Consider the following 17,236-nt stretch of genomic DNA (forward strand, 5'->3'; position numbering starts at 1 on the left):
CGCCCGGGAGGTCCGCGTCGTCCCCTATGACTCGAAATGGCGAGAACGGTATGAAGAGGAAGCAGCGGTTCTGAAGGAAGTCTTCGGAGGGAGTCTGGAAGCGGTCCATCATATTGGAAGTACGTCCGTGGAAGGGCTCAGTGCAAAGCCGATTATAGACATCCTGGTTGAAGTAAAGGACATCCGGAACGCAGACGAATGTACAAAGGAACTCACTGAGACCGGCTACACGGCAAAAGGGGAGAACGGCATCCCGGGCCGAAGGTACTTCTATAAAGGAGAAGGAAGTCTCAGGAGCCACCACGTGCATGTATTCGAAAAAGGGGCAGAAGAGGCAGCACATCACCTGGCTTTCCGTGATTATTTACGAACGTTTCCACAGGAGCGGAACCGGTACGGTGAGCTGAAAACCAACCTGGCCCAACAGCACCCAAAGGATATTGAAAGTTATATTGAGGGAAAAGACGCCTTTGTTAGCGCCCTGGTGAAAAAAGCCGCTGCCTGGGCTGCCACTGAGCGATAATGTTCATCAGCAGCTCTAAGCCAAATAAAGAGATGAGATCCGACACTCCACTGGAGTGTCTTTTTTAAAAGTTCTTTTCAAAAAGGTTGTTGCTATTCCCTATTATTCATTTCGGAGCGAAAGGCCGCGACTCCAGCGGGAACAGCAACAACCGAAGACCCCGGAGGGTGATTTTCCCGAGGAGGCTAAGGTGTTGCCCGCGGAAAGCGTCGGCCTGCAGCGTAGAAAAACAACAATTTTTACGAGAACAGCCTTTTTTAAGAATTTTTGACGAAGCGGAATGCCGGAAGAAATATATCAATGAAAACGGAAAAACAGATCTAGAAAGTCCACATAACCCCGACTTAAAAACTTCTAAAACGGGAAAACTGGATATGGGACTGCCCTTTTATTCTTCTTTCAGGTCCGTTAGTTTCCTATATCGCACGAAAAGTAGTTTACTATTAAAAAAACGTTCGGTATAATGAACAAGAGCGGTATTTTAATGTTCTTTACAGGTTAAGGTGGTGAAAGACCGATGGGTGAAGTAGGAAAGCGAATAAAGAAGTACCGATTACGTAAAGGGTATTCTATTTCACGCCTGGCCGATGAAAGCGGGATTGCGAAATCCTATATCAGCTTTCTTGAACGGGACCAGCGTAAGAATCCATCTGTGGAAACGCTGAGGAAACTGGCGGGCGTTCTGAATATCCCACTTGAGCTGCTCATGGTGGACGAGGAACGGGAATCGGTCCTCGAAGTGCTTGATGATGACTGGCTCCGTTTAATCAAGGAAGCCAAGGAGAGCGGGGTAAGCAAGGAGGAAGTACAGAACTACATCCGTTTCATTCAGTACAGCAATTGGAACGATCAGTTGAAAAAGAAATAACGATGCTCCTGTGAGAACTGATTGTCAGTAACGCAGGGGTTTTTTTTGTCTGTTCATCCTTATACGACAAATGATATCAGTTAAATAAACGTTTGTTTAAAAGAATGAATCTGTCGGATCATATAAAGTTACCATCGCTGAACCGGGACAATTATACTGTTTTTATATCCATAGCACTGCCTATGGTCCTGTTTTTCTGAATAATCAGTTTTCCCCTCTGCCGTTGCGCTACACTAAAATAAGTCAGCGGTCATAGAACCGCTTCGACCTCATACTACGGTAAAGGAGAATGAAGGATGAGAAAAGCAGTTTTAATGTGTTTTGTCTTTCTTCTTGCAGCAGGAAGCGTGACGGCTTTTCCGGCGGAAGCAGAATCAGACGGTGCAGTGAGGGGGAGTGACCTCGTTCTGATCGGAGGGTCACTTGGATCTTCGGAAGGTGCAGAGGAGATCTACAGGGAAATGGTCGCCCGGGCGGGAGGCGAAGACGGCAAAATTGCGGTTATTACCGCAAGCAGCTATCCGTATGACTGGGACTGCGAGGAATACGGAGATTCCACGGACGGAGGATGCAATGATCCGGACATAAGTAACAGCAAAATGAACGCCAACTATTATATTGAAACGTTTAACGAGTTTGGCATCGAGGCGGAATGGCTTCCGGCAGATATTGCAAATATTGACGTGGCTGACGACGATGAGTGGGCCGACCGGATTTCGGCCGGTGAGTTTACCGGATTTTTCCTTGGCGGCGGAGACCAGAGCCGTTATATTACAACGTTTGTTCGTGGAGAGGAATGGGCGGATTCACCTGTCCTGGCAGCAATCCGTGACCGTTTTGAATCAGGAAATGCCATGATTGCGGGAAGCTCTGCAGGTGCTGCCATTCAGGCTTCCGAATACATGATTACCGGCGGGGACAGTTACCGGGGAATTACTGAAGGTTCCGTGGAAGGATATCATAGTGACGGGAGTATCCTTGGCTATTATAAAGAAGGAGGACTTGGCTTTTTCTCCTACGGACTCGTGGATTCCCACTTTTCCGAGCGGGCCAGGGAAGGCAGGATGATCCGCCTGGCTGCAGATGCGGGAGTGGATAAAGTGTACGGTGTGGATGAAACAACCGCTCTAATCGTGGAAAATGCGAATCATCCTTCTGCAAAAATGAAAGTCGTGGGCGAGAACGGCGTTCAGATCTTTGATCTGTCGGGGGCGGTTCAGTCAGCGAATGAGGATGGGGAATGGGCAATTGAAGGCGTCACATCCCATTACCTGCACCAGGGAGACCGCTACCAGCCCCAGGGCGGAAATGTCATTTTCAATCCTGAATTTCAGCCGGTCCACGGAGGGGAGGCAGAGATTTCAGAACACGATGATATTTTTTATGAGCGGTTTGCCTACCGGAACATGGTGTGGGGACTTCTTTCCTCCAACGAACAGAAGCTCGCCGGGACTTCCTGGGAGGACGCTCCCGAGTACAGCCTGTCCGCTGAAAAAACGAACCGGACCAAGGCCCGGGCAGGAACTGTTTACGGAAAAGATGTTCTTTCCTACAGCGGCGTAAGGGCTGCCATTTATCCGTCCAGTAACTAACACAAAATGGGACCCGCCGAATGAAATCGGGGGTCCCATATCTTTTGCATCAAAGAATACTATTTTTTCTGATCGTCCGGTCCGTCTTTAAAGTCCTCGCCGAGATCTTCTTTTAAGTCCTCGTATACACGGTCTTTAATGTCGTCATAAACGTCTTCTTTGATGTCTTCATAGACTTCCTCTTTAATATCCTCATACACTTCTTCTTTAATGTCCTCATAAACTTCGCTTTTGATGTCCTTATAGACGCGGTCTTTCATCTGACCATAGACATCACCGGAGACTTCCTCCTTAACCTGCTTCGTCTGGCGTTTAGTCCTGCGGCGCCGTTCGATTTTCAGGTCTTTTCCCATCATGATGAGAAGTGAGACGACCATCACACACATGATGATGGTAAAAGGAAGTGCTGCCACAATGGCGGCGGTCTGAAGACCTTCCAGTCCGTCACTGATCAGAAGCACGCTGGCTGTCCCGGCAATGAGGAATCCCCAGGCTACTTTTACCCAGAGTTTCGGGTTAAGACTTCCGTTACTCGTCATGGCACCGAGTACATAGGAAGCAGAGTCCGCCGAGGTAATGAAAAAGATGATGATAAGCGCCAGGGCAAGGATGCTCATAATCATACCGAGCGGCAGCTCCGCCAGTGTGGCAAAAAGCGCCACTTCAACGTTCTCCAGTACAAGGTCGCCCAACTGATCGTTACCGGCCATGATCATATCAACAGCCGTACCGCCGAATGCAGTAAACCAGATGGCCGCAAGAAGGGAAGGTACGATAAGCACGCCGGCTACGAACTCGCGAATGGTACGCCCTCTGGAAATGCGGGCAATGAAGATGCCCATAAACGGCGCCCAGGAGATGTGCCACGCCCAGAAGAAAATCGTGTAGGTACCGAGCCATTCTCCATCACCGAATGGATCGAGATCCAGACTCATTTGAACTACGTTCGTCAAATAACCTCCTATCGTGGTGACAACACTTTCGGCAATAAACAGTGTCGGTCCGAAGGTAATGACAAAAATAAGCAGAATCGCTGCGATCGTCAGGTTAATGACACTAAGTATACGGATTCCTTTGTTGACACCCGTCGCTGCTGATATGATAAACAGGAACGTTACGATCGTAATAATGACAGCCTGTGTAAGACCTGTATTCGGGATGGCGCCGTCACTCAGGTGCGACAGACCTCCGCTGATCTGCAGGGCACTGAGACCGAAAGTTGTGGCTACACCGGTAGAGGTGGCGAGCACAGCGAGCGTATCAATTCCCTTGCCGAATACCCCGTGTGTGTTCCGGCCCAGAATAGGCTTAAAGGCGGAACTGATGAGTGCAGGCTGGTCTTTTCTGAACTGAACATACCCGAGTGTAAGAGCAACCAGGGAAAAGATGGCCCACGGGTGAAGTGCCCAGTGAAATACGCCATAACGGAGTCCGGCGTTCGCCTGCGTTCCTTCGTCGGCGTTTATATAGTCCGGGTGCGGGTCGAGATAGTAGAGAGCCGGTTCTGCAACGCCCCAGAAGACGAAACCCACACCAATCCCTGCCGAAAAGAGCATGCCCAGCCAGGTGTAGAACTGGTACTCGGGTTTTTCGTCCGGCTTTCCGAGTTTCAGTTTCCCGAACGGACTGACAGCCAGGAAGAGGACAAAGGCAATAAAGAGGGCTGTGGCGAGCATGTAGAACCACCCGAAGTTATCCAGTGTAGCACCCAGAGCAGTATTGGCTGTTGCCTCCAGATGACCCGGTGCCATGAACCCCCACAGGACGAAAAGTAAAACAATTGGTGCTGAAATGAAGAATACAATACCTGGTTTTTTCGTTTCATATTGAAATTTTCCCACGTTAAATTCATCCGAAATCGTTCCGGATGACCTCCTTTCGATGGCTTGTCCGAACTGATTTCTGAGCATAACAGAATGCCCGTTCCAGGTAAAGTAAACCACCTGGTAAATCCTTATACCTACTTTCCCCAAAAGCAGGGGTAATCAAACGGGTTATTCCTTTTGGGGGCTTGTTTTCAGGGTGAAAGCTCTCCTCCATTAAGTAATATTGCAAAAGCAGCAGTCTATCCGAAAACAGCTGAAACGATAGAAGGAGACGACACATGATAGTACATGATCCGATTTACGGAAAAACAGAAATTAAAGGTGTCCTGGAAGACCTGATTCAGAGCAGTGCCATTCAGAGGCTGAAAAAAATCAGACAGGCGGGGGCGCCGGCATGTTTTAAAACAGAGTGGAACGTATCCCGCTATGACCATTCCATTGGAGTAATGCTCCTTGTTCGCCGCCTGGGGGCAGGCCTGGAAGAGCAGGCAGCAGCGCTTCTTCATGACATCGGTCATACAGCCCTGTCCCACTTTGTGGACGTTGTATATGAAAGGGGCGATGAAGATTACCATGAGCAGCTCGCAGGTGAATTGGTCGCCAACACAGAAATTCCCGATATTCTCCGGTCCCACGGGTTCACTCCTGACCTGATTCTTAACGTGAACAGTGACCGGTATCCGCTTCTGGAGCAGCCGCTCCCGCACCTCTGTGCAGACCGGATCGACTACACACTGCGAGATCAGCATCTTTATTTCGGGGTTCCCCTGGCCAGGGTGGAGGCGTTTCTTGGTTCACTCCGTGTCTCGGAGAGCGGGCTGATCTATGCAGATACCGAGGAGCAGGCCGAATGGTTCACCGCCTGCTTTTACGATGAAGTGGCGGGGTTTTTCATGGAGCCGTTCAACATTTATGCCAACCAGCTGTTAAAGCCCCTCGTCCGCGAGGCGATGGAGGAAGGCATTATAGAGAAGCGGGACTGGCTTTCAACTGACGGGGCGTTCCTTGATCAACTCGCCACCTACCCGCCTGCCAAAGAAGTGATGGAGCAGCTTGAAAACCCGCCTGCACTAAAGAAATGTCCGACGGATGCGGCAGACCTGGTTCACCGGGTAAAGCCCAGAATCATAGATCCTGACGTGCTTTATAAAGGGGAGATAGTCCCTCTCTCCCGTGTATCCGGGGCATGCAGGAAGAGGAACCTGCAGGCATCAGGGCTGTTTGAGCAGGGGATCCGCGTGCAGGAGAGATAGAAAAAGGCCCCTGAATCCGGTCAGCAGATTCAGGGGCCTTATTTTTAAGGGTTCAGTTCGGTAAACACCACGAGCCGTTCGCGGTGGGTGCGCTGTTCCCGGTCGAACTCACCGGTGCAGGTAATCAGATTCAGATTCCTGTCTGAGGAGCGTCCGAAGATTTTCTGAAGTGGCGCATCGTCATAAGGGTAGCTTTCCATCCCCGTCACGGTAAACACGAGGGGGCCGTCTTCCCCGTGGACAGTAATTTCGTCACCTTCTGTGAGATCCTTCAGGTCAAAAAATACAGCCGGTCCCTCACGGTCATCCACGTGGCCGGCAAGGACGGCATTACCGGTGGAACCGGGTTTTGCACCGCGGTTATACCAGCCAACGAGATCTCCGTCATCAGGGACATCCATCGCCCCTGTGTCTGTCAGGCCGAGAGATTCAATGTCTGCGTAGACACCGATGGCTGGAATTTCAACGGCTTCCGGCGTGATTCCCGAAACAGTGACGGAAGAGGAATCGGGCTGCTCTTCTTCAGGGGCGGCTTCTGAATCACGGGCTGCGTTCCCCGTTTCTCCAGCAGAAGCGGAGAGTTCAGTTTCGGCCGGCGACGGGGCGTCCTCCTTCCCGGCTTCGTCTGCGCCGGCCTCAATGCTTCCTGAAACGGAGGAAACCCCTTCTTCTTTTTCCACAGAAGAAAGGTCTCCGTCCCCGCAGGCGGCTGTGATGAGAAGGGCTGTCGCCGGGAGCAGCAGGTGTTTCAGTTTACTGGTTTTCAAGGACCGGTTTGCGCAGAAGCACAAATCCCATGGCGCCGGATGCAAGCAGGAGGACGATGATCATGCCTGCTGTGTAGCCGTTCTGGTCAGCCGTTCCGCCCATACCGGTTGCAGGCATTTCGGATGGCATTTCATGGGATTCGTCAGCAAGGATAATTGTATCCAGGCCCGGTTCGCCGTCAGCGAAGCCTACTGCAAGTACAGTGTAAAGCATGTCGCCTGAGAGCTCAGTGCCGGAAAGGTCAAGGACAACGTCTTCAGTGCCGGATACGCGGACATCAAGGTCATATGTCCCTGGTTCAACTTCCTCATAGCCGGTTACGCCCGGGAATTCGGCGCCTTCAAACAGGATGTCGCCGCCTGCTGTCACATCAACGGCCGGAGCGTCAGGGGAAAGGTGACCGACGCGGACCCAGGCCATTCCTTCAGTCGCAGATGTTTCGTCTTCAATGACGTAAAGGTCGAGGTTCTCAAGTGTGTCGATTGCTGCAACAGTGTAGGCACCGCCTGCAGAGACTTCGAGATATGTTTCATAGACCGGTTCGTCGTGTTCACCGGCAGGATAAATGGCAACTTCGTGTTCACCGGCCGGGAGTTCTAAATAATCGGTCGCGTCTTTGAAATCTGCGCCTTCCACTACAACGTCACCGTTCACTGTTACGTCAACAGCCGGAGCGTCAGGGGAGGCGTGTACAATCCTTACCCAGGCGTCATTCTCATCGTAATCATGACTGTCTGCAGCAGCGGTTACGGAAAACATCGAGAAAGCCAGAACACCGGACAGCATGGACAGTGATAAACGTTTAAACATTTTCAAATGAATCATCTCCTGAAAGTTATTTGGTTTTGTTCCTGCGTTAACCTGTACCCGGGTTTTCAAAAGGTTAAACAATAGTTAAACAAAAATTGTACACTTTTATAATAAAAACTTTATGTACGGTTAGTCAACAGAAGTGTCGGGATTTTCCCGGGGTTATATTGTGGGTGTTCAGTCAGATATATTCCTGCATTGGATTTTGAAGAAGGAAGAGGCGGGAATAAATAGAAAGGTATAAAACAAAGGAGTGGTTATTGTGTCAGATTCGATTTCATTTGAACAGTTTCTCGATGTGGAAATGCGGGTTGGTACGATTCTGGAGGCAGAGCCTCTTGACGGCGCACGTAAGCCTGCTATTAAGATGAAAATTGATTTTGGTGAAGAAGGGGGCGTAAAGCAGTCCAGCGCCCAGGTGACGATGAGGTACACTCCCGATCAGCTTGTAGGCCGTCAGATCGTGGCGGTGACGAATTTTCCTCCGATGCGGATTGCCGGATTCAAGTCGGAAGTGCTTGTAATGGGGGCGGTTCCGGGAGAGGAGGATGTCGTTCTACTGGGGGTTGATGAACCCGTGGCGAACGGAACGAGAATCGGGTGAATAACAGGAGGGGGGGGATAAGCGGATGGGCTATGAACTGAAGACGAAGCAGAACGACGGGGATGTTTTTGCATGTATTGAGCTGGTGGAAAGTGAGAGGAAAAAAGCCGATGCCTACCGGCTTCTCGATCTGTTTTCGGAAACCACGGGTTATGAGGCGAAGATGTGGGGGGCGGGAATAATCGGCTTCGGCTCCTATAACTATAAATATGTTTCCGGTCATGAGGGACAGGCGCCCTTAACCGGATTTTCACCGAAAAAGACCAGGTTCAGTCTGTATATGGCAACCGGCGATCCGGAGCGGGAGAAGTTTCTCGATAAGCTCGGAAAGCATAAAGCAGGGAAGGCATGTGTGTACATCAATAAGCTGGAGGATGTAGATGAAGAGGTGCTGGTGGAAATGATCCGACGGTCGGTTTCCTGGCTAAAGGAAACGTATCCGGAGCGGTGATGCTCTGCAGTTTTTCCTTAGTAGAAAGAGGCTGAGACAGAAGTGTTTTCCAGACGAAAATCCAAACAATCAATATGCGGAGCAGGTAAATCGCTCCTGAAATATTCGCCGCTTTCCGCGGGAAGCGGATGAGCCTCCGCGTGCTTCGCACTGCGGGGTCTCACCTGCGCTTTTCCTCCCGCAGGAGTCGGCGAATATTTCATCCGCTGGTCAGCTTTTTGTTCGGCTAATAATCTAAACACTTTCCTTGTGTTCCAGCCTCTCAGTTTACTGGGTTTCGATATTTTCATGAGGGGAGACGAGCCTGAAGGAGGCAGTGTCCTGAAGTTCATCTCCTACATACACGTCAACTTCGTATTCCCCTGATGACAGGTTGTGGTCGCCTGTATCCAGGAGGGGGATATTTATGCTGCTTGAGCGGAAGAACGTGTCGGACCGCTCGTAGACGAGCTCACGCTCTCCTTCACCGACCCGGTAAAGCTCCACATGGATGCCGTCAGTGCCGATCGGGTCCCCATTTTCATAGTAGAGAACGAGTCCCGAGCTGAACAGCTGAAAAACGGGTTCTTCTTCGATTTCCCACGGGGCGTCCGGGGTGTTCAATTCATCCATGTATACAAAGGCACCTTCCGGAAGGCCGGGGGAGTATTCCCACTCGGCAAGAAGGGTCCATGGGTATACGGCAAACACGATTACCACCGCGGGGGCAAAAACGGCTGAAATCCAGCTGGCCCCGGTCTGGGAAAATAAAGGCACCTGTGCACGGTCAGGCTTCTGTGCCCGTTCGGCTTCCGCAGCTTTTCTTACTTTTGTTCCGTAAAGGGCATTCCCTTTCAGACCGGAAAGCAGGTGAAGAACCGTGAGAATGACGATGAAACCAATCAGCTCCAGTGGTGCGGTAATCCCGGTTGTGTACTGGATGTAAGGGAAAAAGGAAGCAGCTGTTGTAAACAGGACAAGTATTGTAAAGTAAAGCGTCATCCAGCCATACATCCGCCGGTAGGCAAACCAGAACGGGGACACGAGCAGAGCCGCTGTGTTGAGGCCGGCATAACGTTCAGGCTGGCTGTGGGTCTGCCACTTGTCTTTGTAATATGTATCGTTTGATCCAATAATCCGGCTGATGCGCCTGTCTTCTTTTTTTAACAGTGATTTAAGGGTTCGGTCGTTCATTGCGGAGCTCCTTTCGTATCAGGGAACCTCAAATTTCCCTTTCTCAGTTTACCACGTCCGACCTGGTATGCGCACGGGTTCCGGCTGCTGTCCTGAACGGCCTTGTCATTTTTTTCTTAACGGGGTATGATACAGAAAAGATATGATACGAATTCCGCTGACGAAAAGAGTAGCCGGAAGGAAGCCTTCAGCGAGCCGGGGATGGTGTAAGCCCGGCGGAACCCTTCCGGTGAACCGCATTTCCGAGGACGCTGTCTGAGCCGGCAGCCGGGGTTATTCACCCCGTTATCCGTAAGAGTGGTCGTTGTACAAATAGAGTGGCACCGCGGGCAGACACCCGTCTCTGTAAAAGGAGACGGGTGTCTGTTTTTTTGTAATGCTGTGTTCGTATACATTGTTGTTATTAACCAAATTAATGATGCAGCGAAAGGCGGCGACTCCAGCGGGAATAGCATAAGCTGAAGACCCCGCAGGGCGTTTTTCCCGAGGAGGCTGAAGCGATGCCCGCGGAAAGCGTCCGCCTGCAGGGTACTTTTCCGGCCTGAACCCGGAAAACGTTCGCCTCCAGCGACTGGTATAAAAGAAGAGAGCCAGACAGGAAAGGGAGACTGATCAGATGAATCTGAAAGCAGTTTATACGAAAGCACTGTTTAACGTACTGAAGGAAGACCTGAGCGAAAAGGAAGTCGAGGCACTGATTGAATTTCCGAAGCACGAAGCACACGGAGATCTGGCGTTTCCCTGTTTCAGACTTGCCTCCGTCAGAAAGCAGGCTCCAAACGTAATTTCCGCTGATGTGGCGGGGAAGCTTTCGGATCCGCTTATTGAACGGGCGGAAGCGGCCGGTCCCTATGTGAACATTTTCTTTAACCGTAAAGAAGTAAGCACGGAAGCTCTCAGGCAGCTCGAAGTACTCGGGCCTAAATTCGGGGACGGGCTTCGAAAAGAGAAGAACGTCGTGTTTGATTTTTCCTCACCTAACATTGCCAAGCCGTTTTCAATGGGGCATCTGCGCTCGACAATCATCGGACGGTCCCTTGCCGGTATCGCAGAAAAGAACGGATACAACGCCGTAAAGATCAATCACCTTGGTGACTGGGGGACGCAGTTCGGGAAGCTCATGTGCGCTTATACCCGGTGGGGGTCCGAAGCGGAAGTCCGGGAAAACCCGATTCCGGCCCTGATGCGCTACTATGTGCGGTACCACGAAGAAGCGGAAAAAGCTCCCGAGCTGGATGATGAAGCACGGGCGTGGTTTAAAAAGCTCGAGGACCAGGATGTTGAGGCGGTCAAGCTCTGGAACTGGTTCAAGGAGGAATCACTCAAGGAGTTCAGCAAAGTTTACGATCTCCTTGGTATTGAGTTTGATCATATGCAGGGGGAGTCATTCTATAACGATAAGATGGCGCCTGTAGCAGCTGAGCTGGAAGAAAAGAATCTGCTTGTGGAGTCAGACGGTGCCATGGTGGTGGAGACCGGTGAAGATGAACCGCCGTGTCTGATTAAGAAAAAAGACGGTACGACGCTTTACGCCACCCGTGACCTGGCGGCAGCGATTTACCGGAAAAAGCAGTTTGATTTCCACAAGTGTGTCTACGTGGTCGGAGCCGAGCAGCAGCTGCATTTTTCCCAGGTGAAAACGGTCCTTGGCAGGATGGGGTATAACTGGACAGACGATCTTGTCCATGTCCCGTTCGGGCTGATCCTTCAGGGAGGAAAAAAGATGTCCACCCGTAAAGGAAAGATCGTCCTGCTTGAGGATGTCCTGCGTGATGCGATAGGGAGAGCAGAGAGGAATATTGTCGAAAAGAATCCGTCCCTTGAAAACCGGGAGGAAGTAGCGATGGATGTAGGTACAGGTGCTGTTGTGTTTCATGACCTGAAAAATGAGCGGATCAACAGCGTCGAATTTAACCTCGAACACATGCTCACTTTTGAAGGGGAAACGGGGCCTTACGTGCAGTATACCCATGCCCGTGCCATGACGCTTCTGGAGCGGGCGGAAGCGGATCCTGATCCGGGTGCTCTCGACGGTGATGAAGCATGGGCGGTTGTAAAGGAACTTCTTGCATTTCCTTCCGCAGTGGAACGGGCGTGGTCCCAGTATGAACCGTCTGTCATTGCCAAATATGTGCTAGGACTTTCCTCAGCGTTTAATTCGTACTACGGGAAGGTACGCATTCTTGAAGACGACGACCAGCTTCAGGCGAGACTCGCTCTCGTAAAAGCGGTTACGGATGTCCTGAAAGAAGGTCTCGGTCTTCTCGGGGTTAAAGCGCCTGACCGGATGTAGGGCTGCCGGCGTTCAGCTTCGCGGGACCAGAGGTTCACTGCCTGAAAGGTATACTCATCTGAATGAATGTTATAAAGATGTCACAAACCCTTCTTGAAAGCCGGGCCTCCCGGCTTTATATTAGAAAGTAGACTCTATGAATTAATACCGCCAGGGGGTAACATAAATGAAAAAAACAGCATGGTTTGGTCTCTCTTTTGCACTGGCAGTTGCAGCGGCTGCCTGTCAGAACGAAGACGCTCCTGAAAACGGGGCCGCGAACGGGGAAGCCGATCCTGAAGAAAACGGGGATGCCTCTCAGGAGGAAGCGGTCGATCTGGACGGTGACGAATTTTACGTCCACAACGACGAACTCCAGATGACCCATATTCACGGACTCGGGTACGCAGGGAACGATGGGCTGCTTTATGTGGCCACTCATCACGGACTGGCGATTTACGATGACGGTTCCTGGTACGAAACTGCCGAGGAGAAAAATGACTACATGGGCTTCAACGCTGTAGAATCAGGTTTTTACACCAGCGGTCACCCGGGGGAAGCGTCAAGCTTTGATGTGGATCCGATCGGTCTCGTGAAAAGCACCGATGGAGGAAAGACGCTGGAATCCCTTGATCTTCTCGGGGAAACAGATTTCCATGTAAAAGGTACGGGCTATTACTCCAATGCGGTTTACGTCTATAACCCGGCTCCGAGCGACCGACTTGAGGAAACAGGTCTTTATTATACGCTGGACGACGCAGAGTCGTGGGAAAAAGCGGAAGGTGACGGCCTGCCCGAAGCCAATTACGATCAGGGAGGATACCCGGATTACTCAGTTGCCGTGCATCCTGTAGAAGAGAGTACGCTTGCTGTCGGTACAGCGGAAGGACTTTTTCTCTCGGAGGATTATGGGAATACGTTTGAACAGACAACAGTGGATCTGCCGGTCATGAGTGCTGTGTTTCACGAGGAACAGGTGTATGCAGCAGTCTGGGACGGTGAAGTCCGTCTTGTCCAGCTTGACGGCGAAGAAGTGACAGAACTGAACATGCCTGAAATCGACGAGCAGGACGGCATTCAGTACATTGCCGTTAACCCTGAGTATCGCGAGGAAATAGCTGTTACGACCTTCATGGGCGACGGTTTTCTGAGTGAGGACAGCGGTGCCGAGTGGAAGCAGATTATTGAAGGCGGCGGCGTACACGGGGATGAACATTAATTTAATTTTTTCTGAACACACAGTCTGGAGTGGCTGTGTGTTTTTTCAGATTGCGGTGAGGTTTTGACTTGGGATTTCCCGATGGCAGAGCAGGGAGTCTGTCCCTTTCCTCTTCGCCGCTTGCGGAAACTTCACCCTTGATTCATATACCCCTATGAGGTATATTGAGGGTAACTACAGCAGTAAAAAAACAGGAGGTTCCGCTTATGGCAAAGCAGCGGTTTGGAATAGAGGGGATGCACTGCGCATCCTGTGTGAACAGGGTTGAAAAGAAGATATCGAAAGTGGACGGCGTAGAATCGGTGAATGTGAACCTGGCAACTCACCAGGCCCAGGTCACCGGGGATCTTTCGGAGGAAAGGATTGGGGAGATCATCGCATCTGTGGAAAAGATCGGATTCGGTGCAAAGCCGCTCAGCGATGAAAAGGAAGAGGATCTCTCAAAAAAACAGGCGGCCGAATCGAAAAAGCTGTTCAGGGATTTTACGTTCGCGGCAGCTGTAACAGCCATCGTCCTGATCGGGAGTATCCCCCACATGATGCACACGTGGGGGACGTGGGTACCAGGGTGGATGAGCAACCCGTTCTTCCTGCTGATTCTCACCACCTACGTGCAGCTCGTACCCGGGTGGCGTTTTTATAAAAACAGCTACAAAGTTCTCCGGAGTAAATCTGCTGATATGAACGTTCTTGTTGCAATGGGTACGACCTCGGCGTGGCTCTACTCAGCTGCAATGACACTTTTTCCGGGCTTCCTGACCGGGGCGGGGTTTCCGTACCAGCTTTACTACGATGTGACGACAGTCATTACGACACTCATTCTTCTCGGCCGTTATTTTGAAGCGAAGGCTAAAGGGGAAACTTCCACCGCCATTAAAAAGCTCATGAATCTGCAGGCAAAAACCGCCCGCGTCGTCCGAGATGGGGAAGAGCGTGAAATCCCTGTCGATGACGTTAAGGAAGGGGACCATATCGTTGTCCGTCCGGGAGAGAGGGTTCCTGTGGACGGTGTGATCGTCAAGGGAACATCATCTGTGGATGAATCGATGCTCACCGGAGAATCGATTCCTGTCTCCAAAGGGACAGACGATCAGGTGATCGGAGCTACAATTAACAAAACGGGAAGTTTTACGTTCAGGGCATCGAAAGTGGGGAAAGATACGACACTTTCCCAGATTATCAGAATGGTAAATGAAGCCCAGGGCTCGAAGGCGCCGATTCAGCGGATGGTGGATGTCATCAGTGCCTACTTCGTTCCTGCCGTAGTGGCCATTGCCACTGTAAGCTTTCTCGTCTGGCTTGTATTTGGACCCGATCCGTCGTTTATCTTTGCCCTGACCACGTTCATTGCGATTCTTATTATTGCCTGTCCGTGTGCTCTCGGCCTTGCCACACCGACGGCCATTATGGTCGGAACGGAGAAAGGGGCAGATCACGGCGTCCTTATTAAAGATGCCTCCAGTCTTGAGCAGGCTCACAAAGTGAACACTGTCGTTCTAGATAAAACAGGCACAATTACAGAAGGTAAACCGGCTCTGACTGACATCGTGGCAGCGGAGCGTTACGATGAAACCGAACTGCTCACAATGGCAGCATCCATCGAAACAGCCTCCGAGCATCCACTTGGCGAAGCTGTTGTAAGAGGAGCAAAGGAAAAGTCACTTTCTCTGTCAGAGCCGGAGTCATTCAATTCCATTACCGGACACGGCATTGAAGCGCGCTGGAATGGCCGTGACTGTCTGGCGGGTAACGAGAAGCTTATGCGCGAGCGCGGCATCGACCTGTCCGGCATGGACGCTGCAGCTTCATCCCTTGCTGCACAGGGGAAAACGCCGATGTATATTGCGGCAGACGGGCACATTGCGGGAATTGTGGCTGTCGCAGACCGCCTGAAACCGGATGCAGCCCGCTCGGTAAAAGCCATGAAGGATCTTGGAATTGAGGTTGTCATGCTCACGGGCGATAACAGGCAGACTGCCGAAGCGATTGCCCGTGAAGCAGGGATCACGCAGTTTGAAGCGGAAGTTCTGCCGGAAGACAAAGCGGGGTACGTGAAAAAACTCCAGAAAGACGGCCGGCGGGTGGCTATGGTAGGGGATGGAATCAACGATGCACCTGCCCTTGCCCAGGCTGATATCAGTATTGCAGTAGGAACGGGAACTGACGTGGCGATGGAAACAGCGAACATTACGCTTATGCGGGGAGATATGATGAGCGTCGTCACAGCGCTCAGGCTCTCCAGGTCCACAATGAGAATGATCTGGCAGAACCTCGGCTGGGCATTCGGCTACAACATTATTCTCATTCCGGTTGCTGCAGGACTGCTTTATCCGTTTTTCGGGCTCCTCCTTAACCCGATGCTTGCCGGGGCAGCCATGGCGTTCAGCTCTGTATCCGTCGTCCTGAACACCCTTCGCCTGAAGAGGTTTAAAACGCTGGAGGCAGAGCCAGCCTGATTTCAGGTTATATAAATCTGATTTTACTGCGAGGTACCGGTAAAGGGAGCAGTTCCTTTATCCGGTACCTTTTTTCTTTCTGCAGAAGGTTTAAGAATACCTGAGCGGGTAAAGGACGGATAAGGAGGGATACGGCCATGGGAGCAAACGCACGTGATCTGACATCACAGGATTGGGTGAATACCAACCTGGTGTGCCGGATGAACAAGGCCTTTTCCGTAACAGTGCCCAAGAAGCTCCGGGAGCAGCTGGAACTTGAATCCCATAGTAAAGTGATTCTCCTCATCGACCATGAACAGGTACTCGTCTCGACTAAAACAATTGATGAAACACTGGATATTCAGAGCCACCTGAATGAAAACGGTTCATTTTATCTTCCGAAGGAGATCAGGGATTACCTGCACCTGTCTCCGGGTGCCACCTTTGAGATTTACATGGGAGAGGATCCTTCAGAACCCTGCGAGCTGCTGTTAAAACCTATCATTAGAGGGGTATAGGCGGAGCAGTCGTACGGTGCAGGGAGGAATATTTTTTTGGTTGGATCTGCTTTTAAGGAGGCTGTCCGAATGCGGGGGCTTCGGGGCCCGCTCCCCGCAGGTGCAGCCGGGGAGCATCGGTTTTGGGAAGCGGTGCGCAGCATGTGCGGCAGAGATTTTACATAACTGTTTTAGGACAATACAGTTCTGCCCGATTCGTCCAGGCTGTGCTCGTGACCAGTGTTTCCGCTCTCCGTCTCATGGGAGGGAAGCAGCGGAAACAGCAGGTAGACCGTAAAAACAGCAGCAAGGAAAATACAGCTCAATGCCAGCCGGGGAAAGGAAAAGTTCCGGCCGGCTTTTTCTGCGTTTTTACTTGCCCTCTCCTTCAGCTGTTGTCTGCTTTCCAGCCACTGGCAGGTCCAGAGAAAGGCTGCTCCTGTAAGAAGAAGGGATACAAGGATAGCGGCAGATGCTGCCCCACGGGACAGCATTTCAGCGGTCATTGCCCCCATCATACCTGCCATGCCCCCGGTAAATGCGCCTTCCGTTACTGCAAGCCCTTTGAACGGGAGCCCGGCTGCGGTACCGGTCAGTGTCCCTGCTGAGATTCCGTATAAAAGGGAGGATGCGAACTCCCCATGGTGGAGACCACCGGCGGTCACTCCGGCAGTAAGTCCTGCAAGCATGGAGAGGGCCATTACAGTCATCATTTTTTCCATCTGTGTAACGGCTTTTTCGGTTTTAATTGCAGTCATGATAAAAAATACAGAAATAACAGCAGTAAGAGCAATGGACCACATATACCCGCGCCTCCTTTATATATTGAATAAAACCTGTCCTCCTACTGGCATATTCATTTGAAGGGGGAAATAGAAGAGGAGCCTGTACAGAACGGAAAAAACGCTGCGGAAAGTGCCCGTTAGCGCTTTTTATCGTTATTTC

General features: G+C 51.2%; 14 protein-coding genes, 1 pseudogene and 1 other annotated feature. Of the genes and pseudogenes, 10 read left to right on the forward strand and 5 right to left on the reverse strand.

Features of this window, described 5'->3' with window-relative positions; all coding sequences use genetic code 11:
• Window positions 1-22: 22 nt before the first annotated feature.
• From FGB90_RS20035 to FGB90_RS18465, 3 genes and pseudogenes are all read left to right on the forward strand, one after another.
• Window positions 23-523: pseudogene (locus tag FGB90_RS20035) on the forward strand (GrpB family protein); the annotation flags it as partial.
• A gap of 517 nt (window positions 524-1,040) precedes the next feature.
• Entirely contained in the window at window positions 1,041-1,391 is a 351-nt protein-coding gene (locus tag FGB90_RS18460; RefSeq protein WP_138812334.1) for a helix-turn-helix domain-containing protein, read from the forward strand.
• Window positions 1,392-1,687: 296 nt separating this feature from the next.
• Window positions 1,688-2,983 (forward strand): cyanophycinase, encoded by a 1,296-nt coding sequence (locus FGB90_RS18465; RefSeq protein ID WP_138812335.1) that lies wholly within the window; start codon window positions 1,688-1,690, stop codon window positions 2,981-2,983.
• Between the two features lie 59 nt (window positions 2,984-3,042).
• On the opposite strand, the gene FGB90_RS18470 is transcribed toward FGB90_RS18465, so the two are convergent.
• Window positions 3,043-4,824 carry a BCCT family transporter gene (locus tag FGB90_RS18470; protein ID WP_246056261.1) on the reverse strand — a complete coding sequence of 594 codons (1,782 nt, stop codon included), beginning with the start codon at window positions 4,822-4,824 and terminating at the stop codon, window positions 3,043-3,045.
• Window positions 4,825-5,087: 263 nt separating this feature from the next.
• On the opposite strand from FGB90_RS18470, the gene FGB90_RS18475 reads away from it, so the two are divergent.
• Window positions 5,088-6,062, forward strand: a complete 975-nt coding sequence (locus tag FGB90_RS18475) for an HD domain-containing protein (protein ID WP_138812337.1) — start codon at window positions 5,088-5,090, stop codon at window positions 6,060-6,062.
• A 44-nt stretch (window positions 6,063-6,106) separates the two neighbouring features.
• Here FGB90_RS18475 and FGB90_RS18480 read toward each other — a convergent pair whose 3' ends face one another.
• The gene (locus FGB90_RS18480; protein WP_171051911.1) at window positions 6,107-6,829 is read right to left on the reverse strand and encodes a class F sortase; all 723 of its coding nucleotides are present in this window, start codon (window positions 6,827-6,829) and stop codon (window positions 6,107-6,109) included.
• A complete protein-coding gene (locus FGB90_RS18485) occupies window positions 6,816-7,640 on the reverse strand; it encodes a DUF4397 domain-containing protein (RefSeq protein ID WP_246056271.1) in 825 nt (274 codons plus the stop codon). The genes FGB90_RS18480 and FGB90_RS18485 overlap by 14 nt, the downstream gene beginning before the upstream one ends.
• A 262-nt stretch (window positions 7,641-7,902) precedes the next feature.
• Here FGB90_RS18485 and FGB90_RS18490 point away from each other — a divergent pair, with 262 nt between their 5' ends.
• Together FGB90_RS18490 and FGB90_RS18495 are read left to right on the forward strand one after the other, a co-directional pair.
• Complete coding sequence (locus FGB90_RS18490; RefSeq protein WP_281280077.1) at window positions 7,903-8,244, forward strand: tRNA-binding protein; 342 nt, start codon at window positions 7,903-7,905, stop codon at window positions 8,242-8,244.
• A gap of 25 nt (window positions 8,245-8,269) precedes the next feature.
• Window positions 8,270-8,695 (forward strand): DUF1801 domain-containing protein, encoded by a 426-nt coding sequence (locus tag FGB90_RS18495; protein WP_138812339.1) that lies wholly within the window; start codon window positions 8,270-8,272, stop codon window positions 8,693-8,695.
• 267 nt (window positions 8,696-8,962) lie between these two features.
• Here the strand turns inward: FGB90_RS18495 and FGB90_RS18500 are convergent, their stop codons facing one another.
• Window positions 8,963-9,868, reverse strand: coding sequence for a DUF2628 domain-containing protein (locus tag FGB90_RS18500; protein ID WP_138812340.1), 906 nt, complete (start codon window positions 9,866-9,868; stop codon window positions 8,963-8,965).
• Between the two features lie 148 nt (window positions 9,869-10,016).
• Window positions 10,017-10,216 (forward strand) — a binding site (T-box leader).
• A gap of 268 nt (window positions 10,217-10,484) precedes the next feature.
• Between FGB90_RS18500 and argS the strand changes: the two genes are divergently transcribed.
• The 4 genes from argS (at window position 10,485) to FGB90_RS18520 (ending at window position 16,312) form a co-directional block, all read left to right on the forward strand.
• Window positions 10,485-12,161 (forward strand): arginine--tRNA ligase, encoded by a 1,677-nt coding sequence (gene argS / locus FGB90_RS18505; protein WP_138812341.1) that lies wholly within the window; start codon window positions 10,485-10,487, stop codon window positions 12,159-12,161.
• A 166-nt stretch (window positions 12,162-12,327) separates the two neighbouring features.
• Window positions 12,328-13,359, forward strand: coding sequence for a F510_1955 family glycosylhydrolase (locus FGB90_RS18510; RefSeq protein ID WP_138812342.1), 1,032 nt, complete (start codon window positions 12,328-12,330; stop codon window positions 13,357-13,359).
• 206 nt (window positions 13,360-13,565) lie between these two features.
• Window positions 13,566-15,815, forward strand: coding sequence for a heavy metal translocating P-type ATPase (locus tag FGB90_RS18515; protein ID WP_138812343.1), 2,250 nt, complete (start codon window positions 13,566-13,568; stop codon window positions 15,813-15,815).
• A 137-nt stretch (window positions 15,816-15,952) separates the two neighbouring features.
• Window positions 15,953-16,312, forward strand: a complete 360-nt coding sequence (locus FGB90_RS18520) for an AbrB/MazE/SpoVT family DNA-binding domain-containing protein (protein WP_138812344.1) — start codon at window positions 15,953-15,955, stop codon at window positions 16,310-16,312.
• Between the two features lie 170 nt (window positions 16,313-16,482).
• On the opposite strand, the gene FGB90_RS18525 is transcribed toward FGB90_RS18520, so the two are convergent.
• Window positions 16,483-17,094 carry a hypothetical protein gene (locus tag FGB90_RS18525; protein WP_138812345.1) on the reverse strand — a complete coding sequence of 204 codons (612 nt, stop codon included), beginning with the start codon at window positions 17,092-17,094 and terminating at the stop codon, window positions 16,483-16,485.
• Between the last annotated feature and the right edge of the window lie 142 nt (window positions 17,095-17,236).

Source organism: Alteribacter natronophilus (genome assembly GCF_006007885.1).
Classification (GTDB): Bacteria; Bacillota; Bacilli; order Bacillales; family Salisediminibacteriaceae; genus Alteribacter; species Alteribacter natronophilus.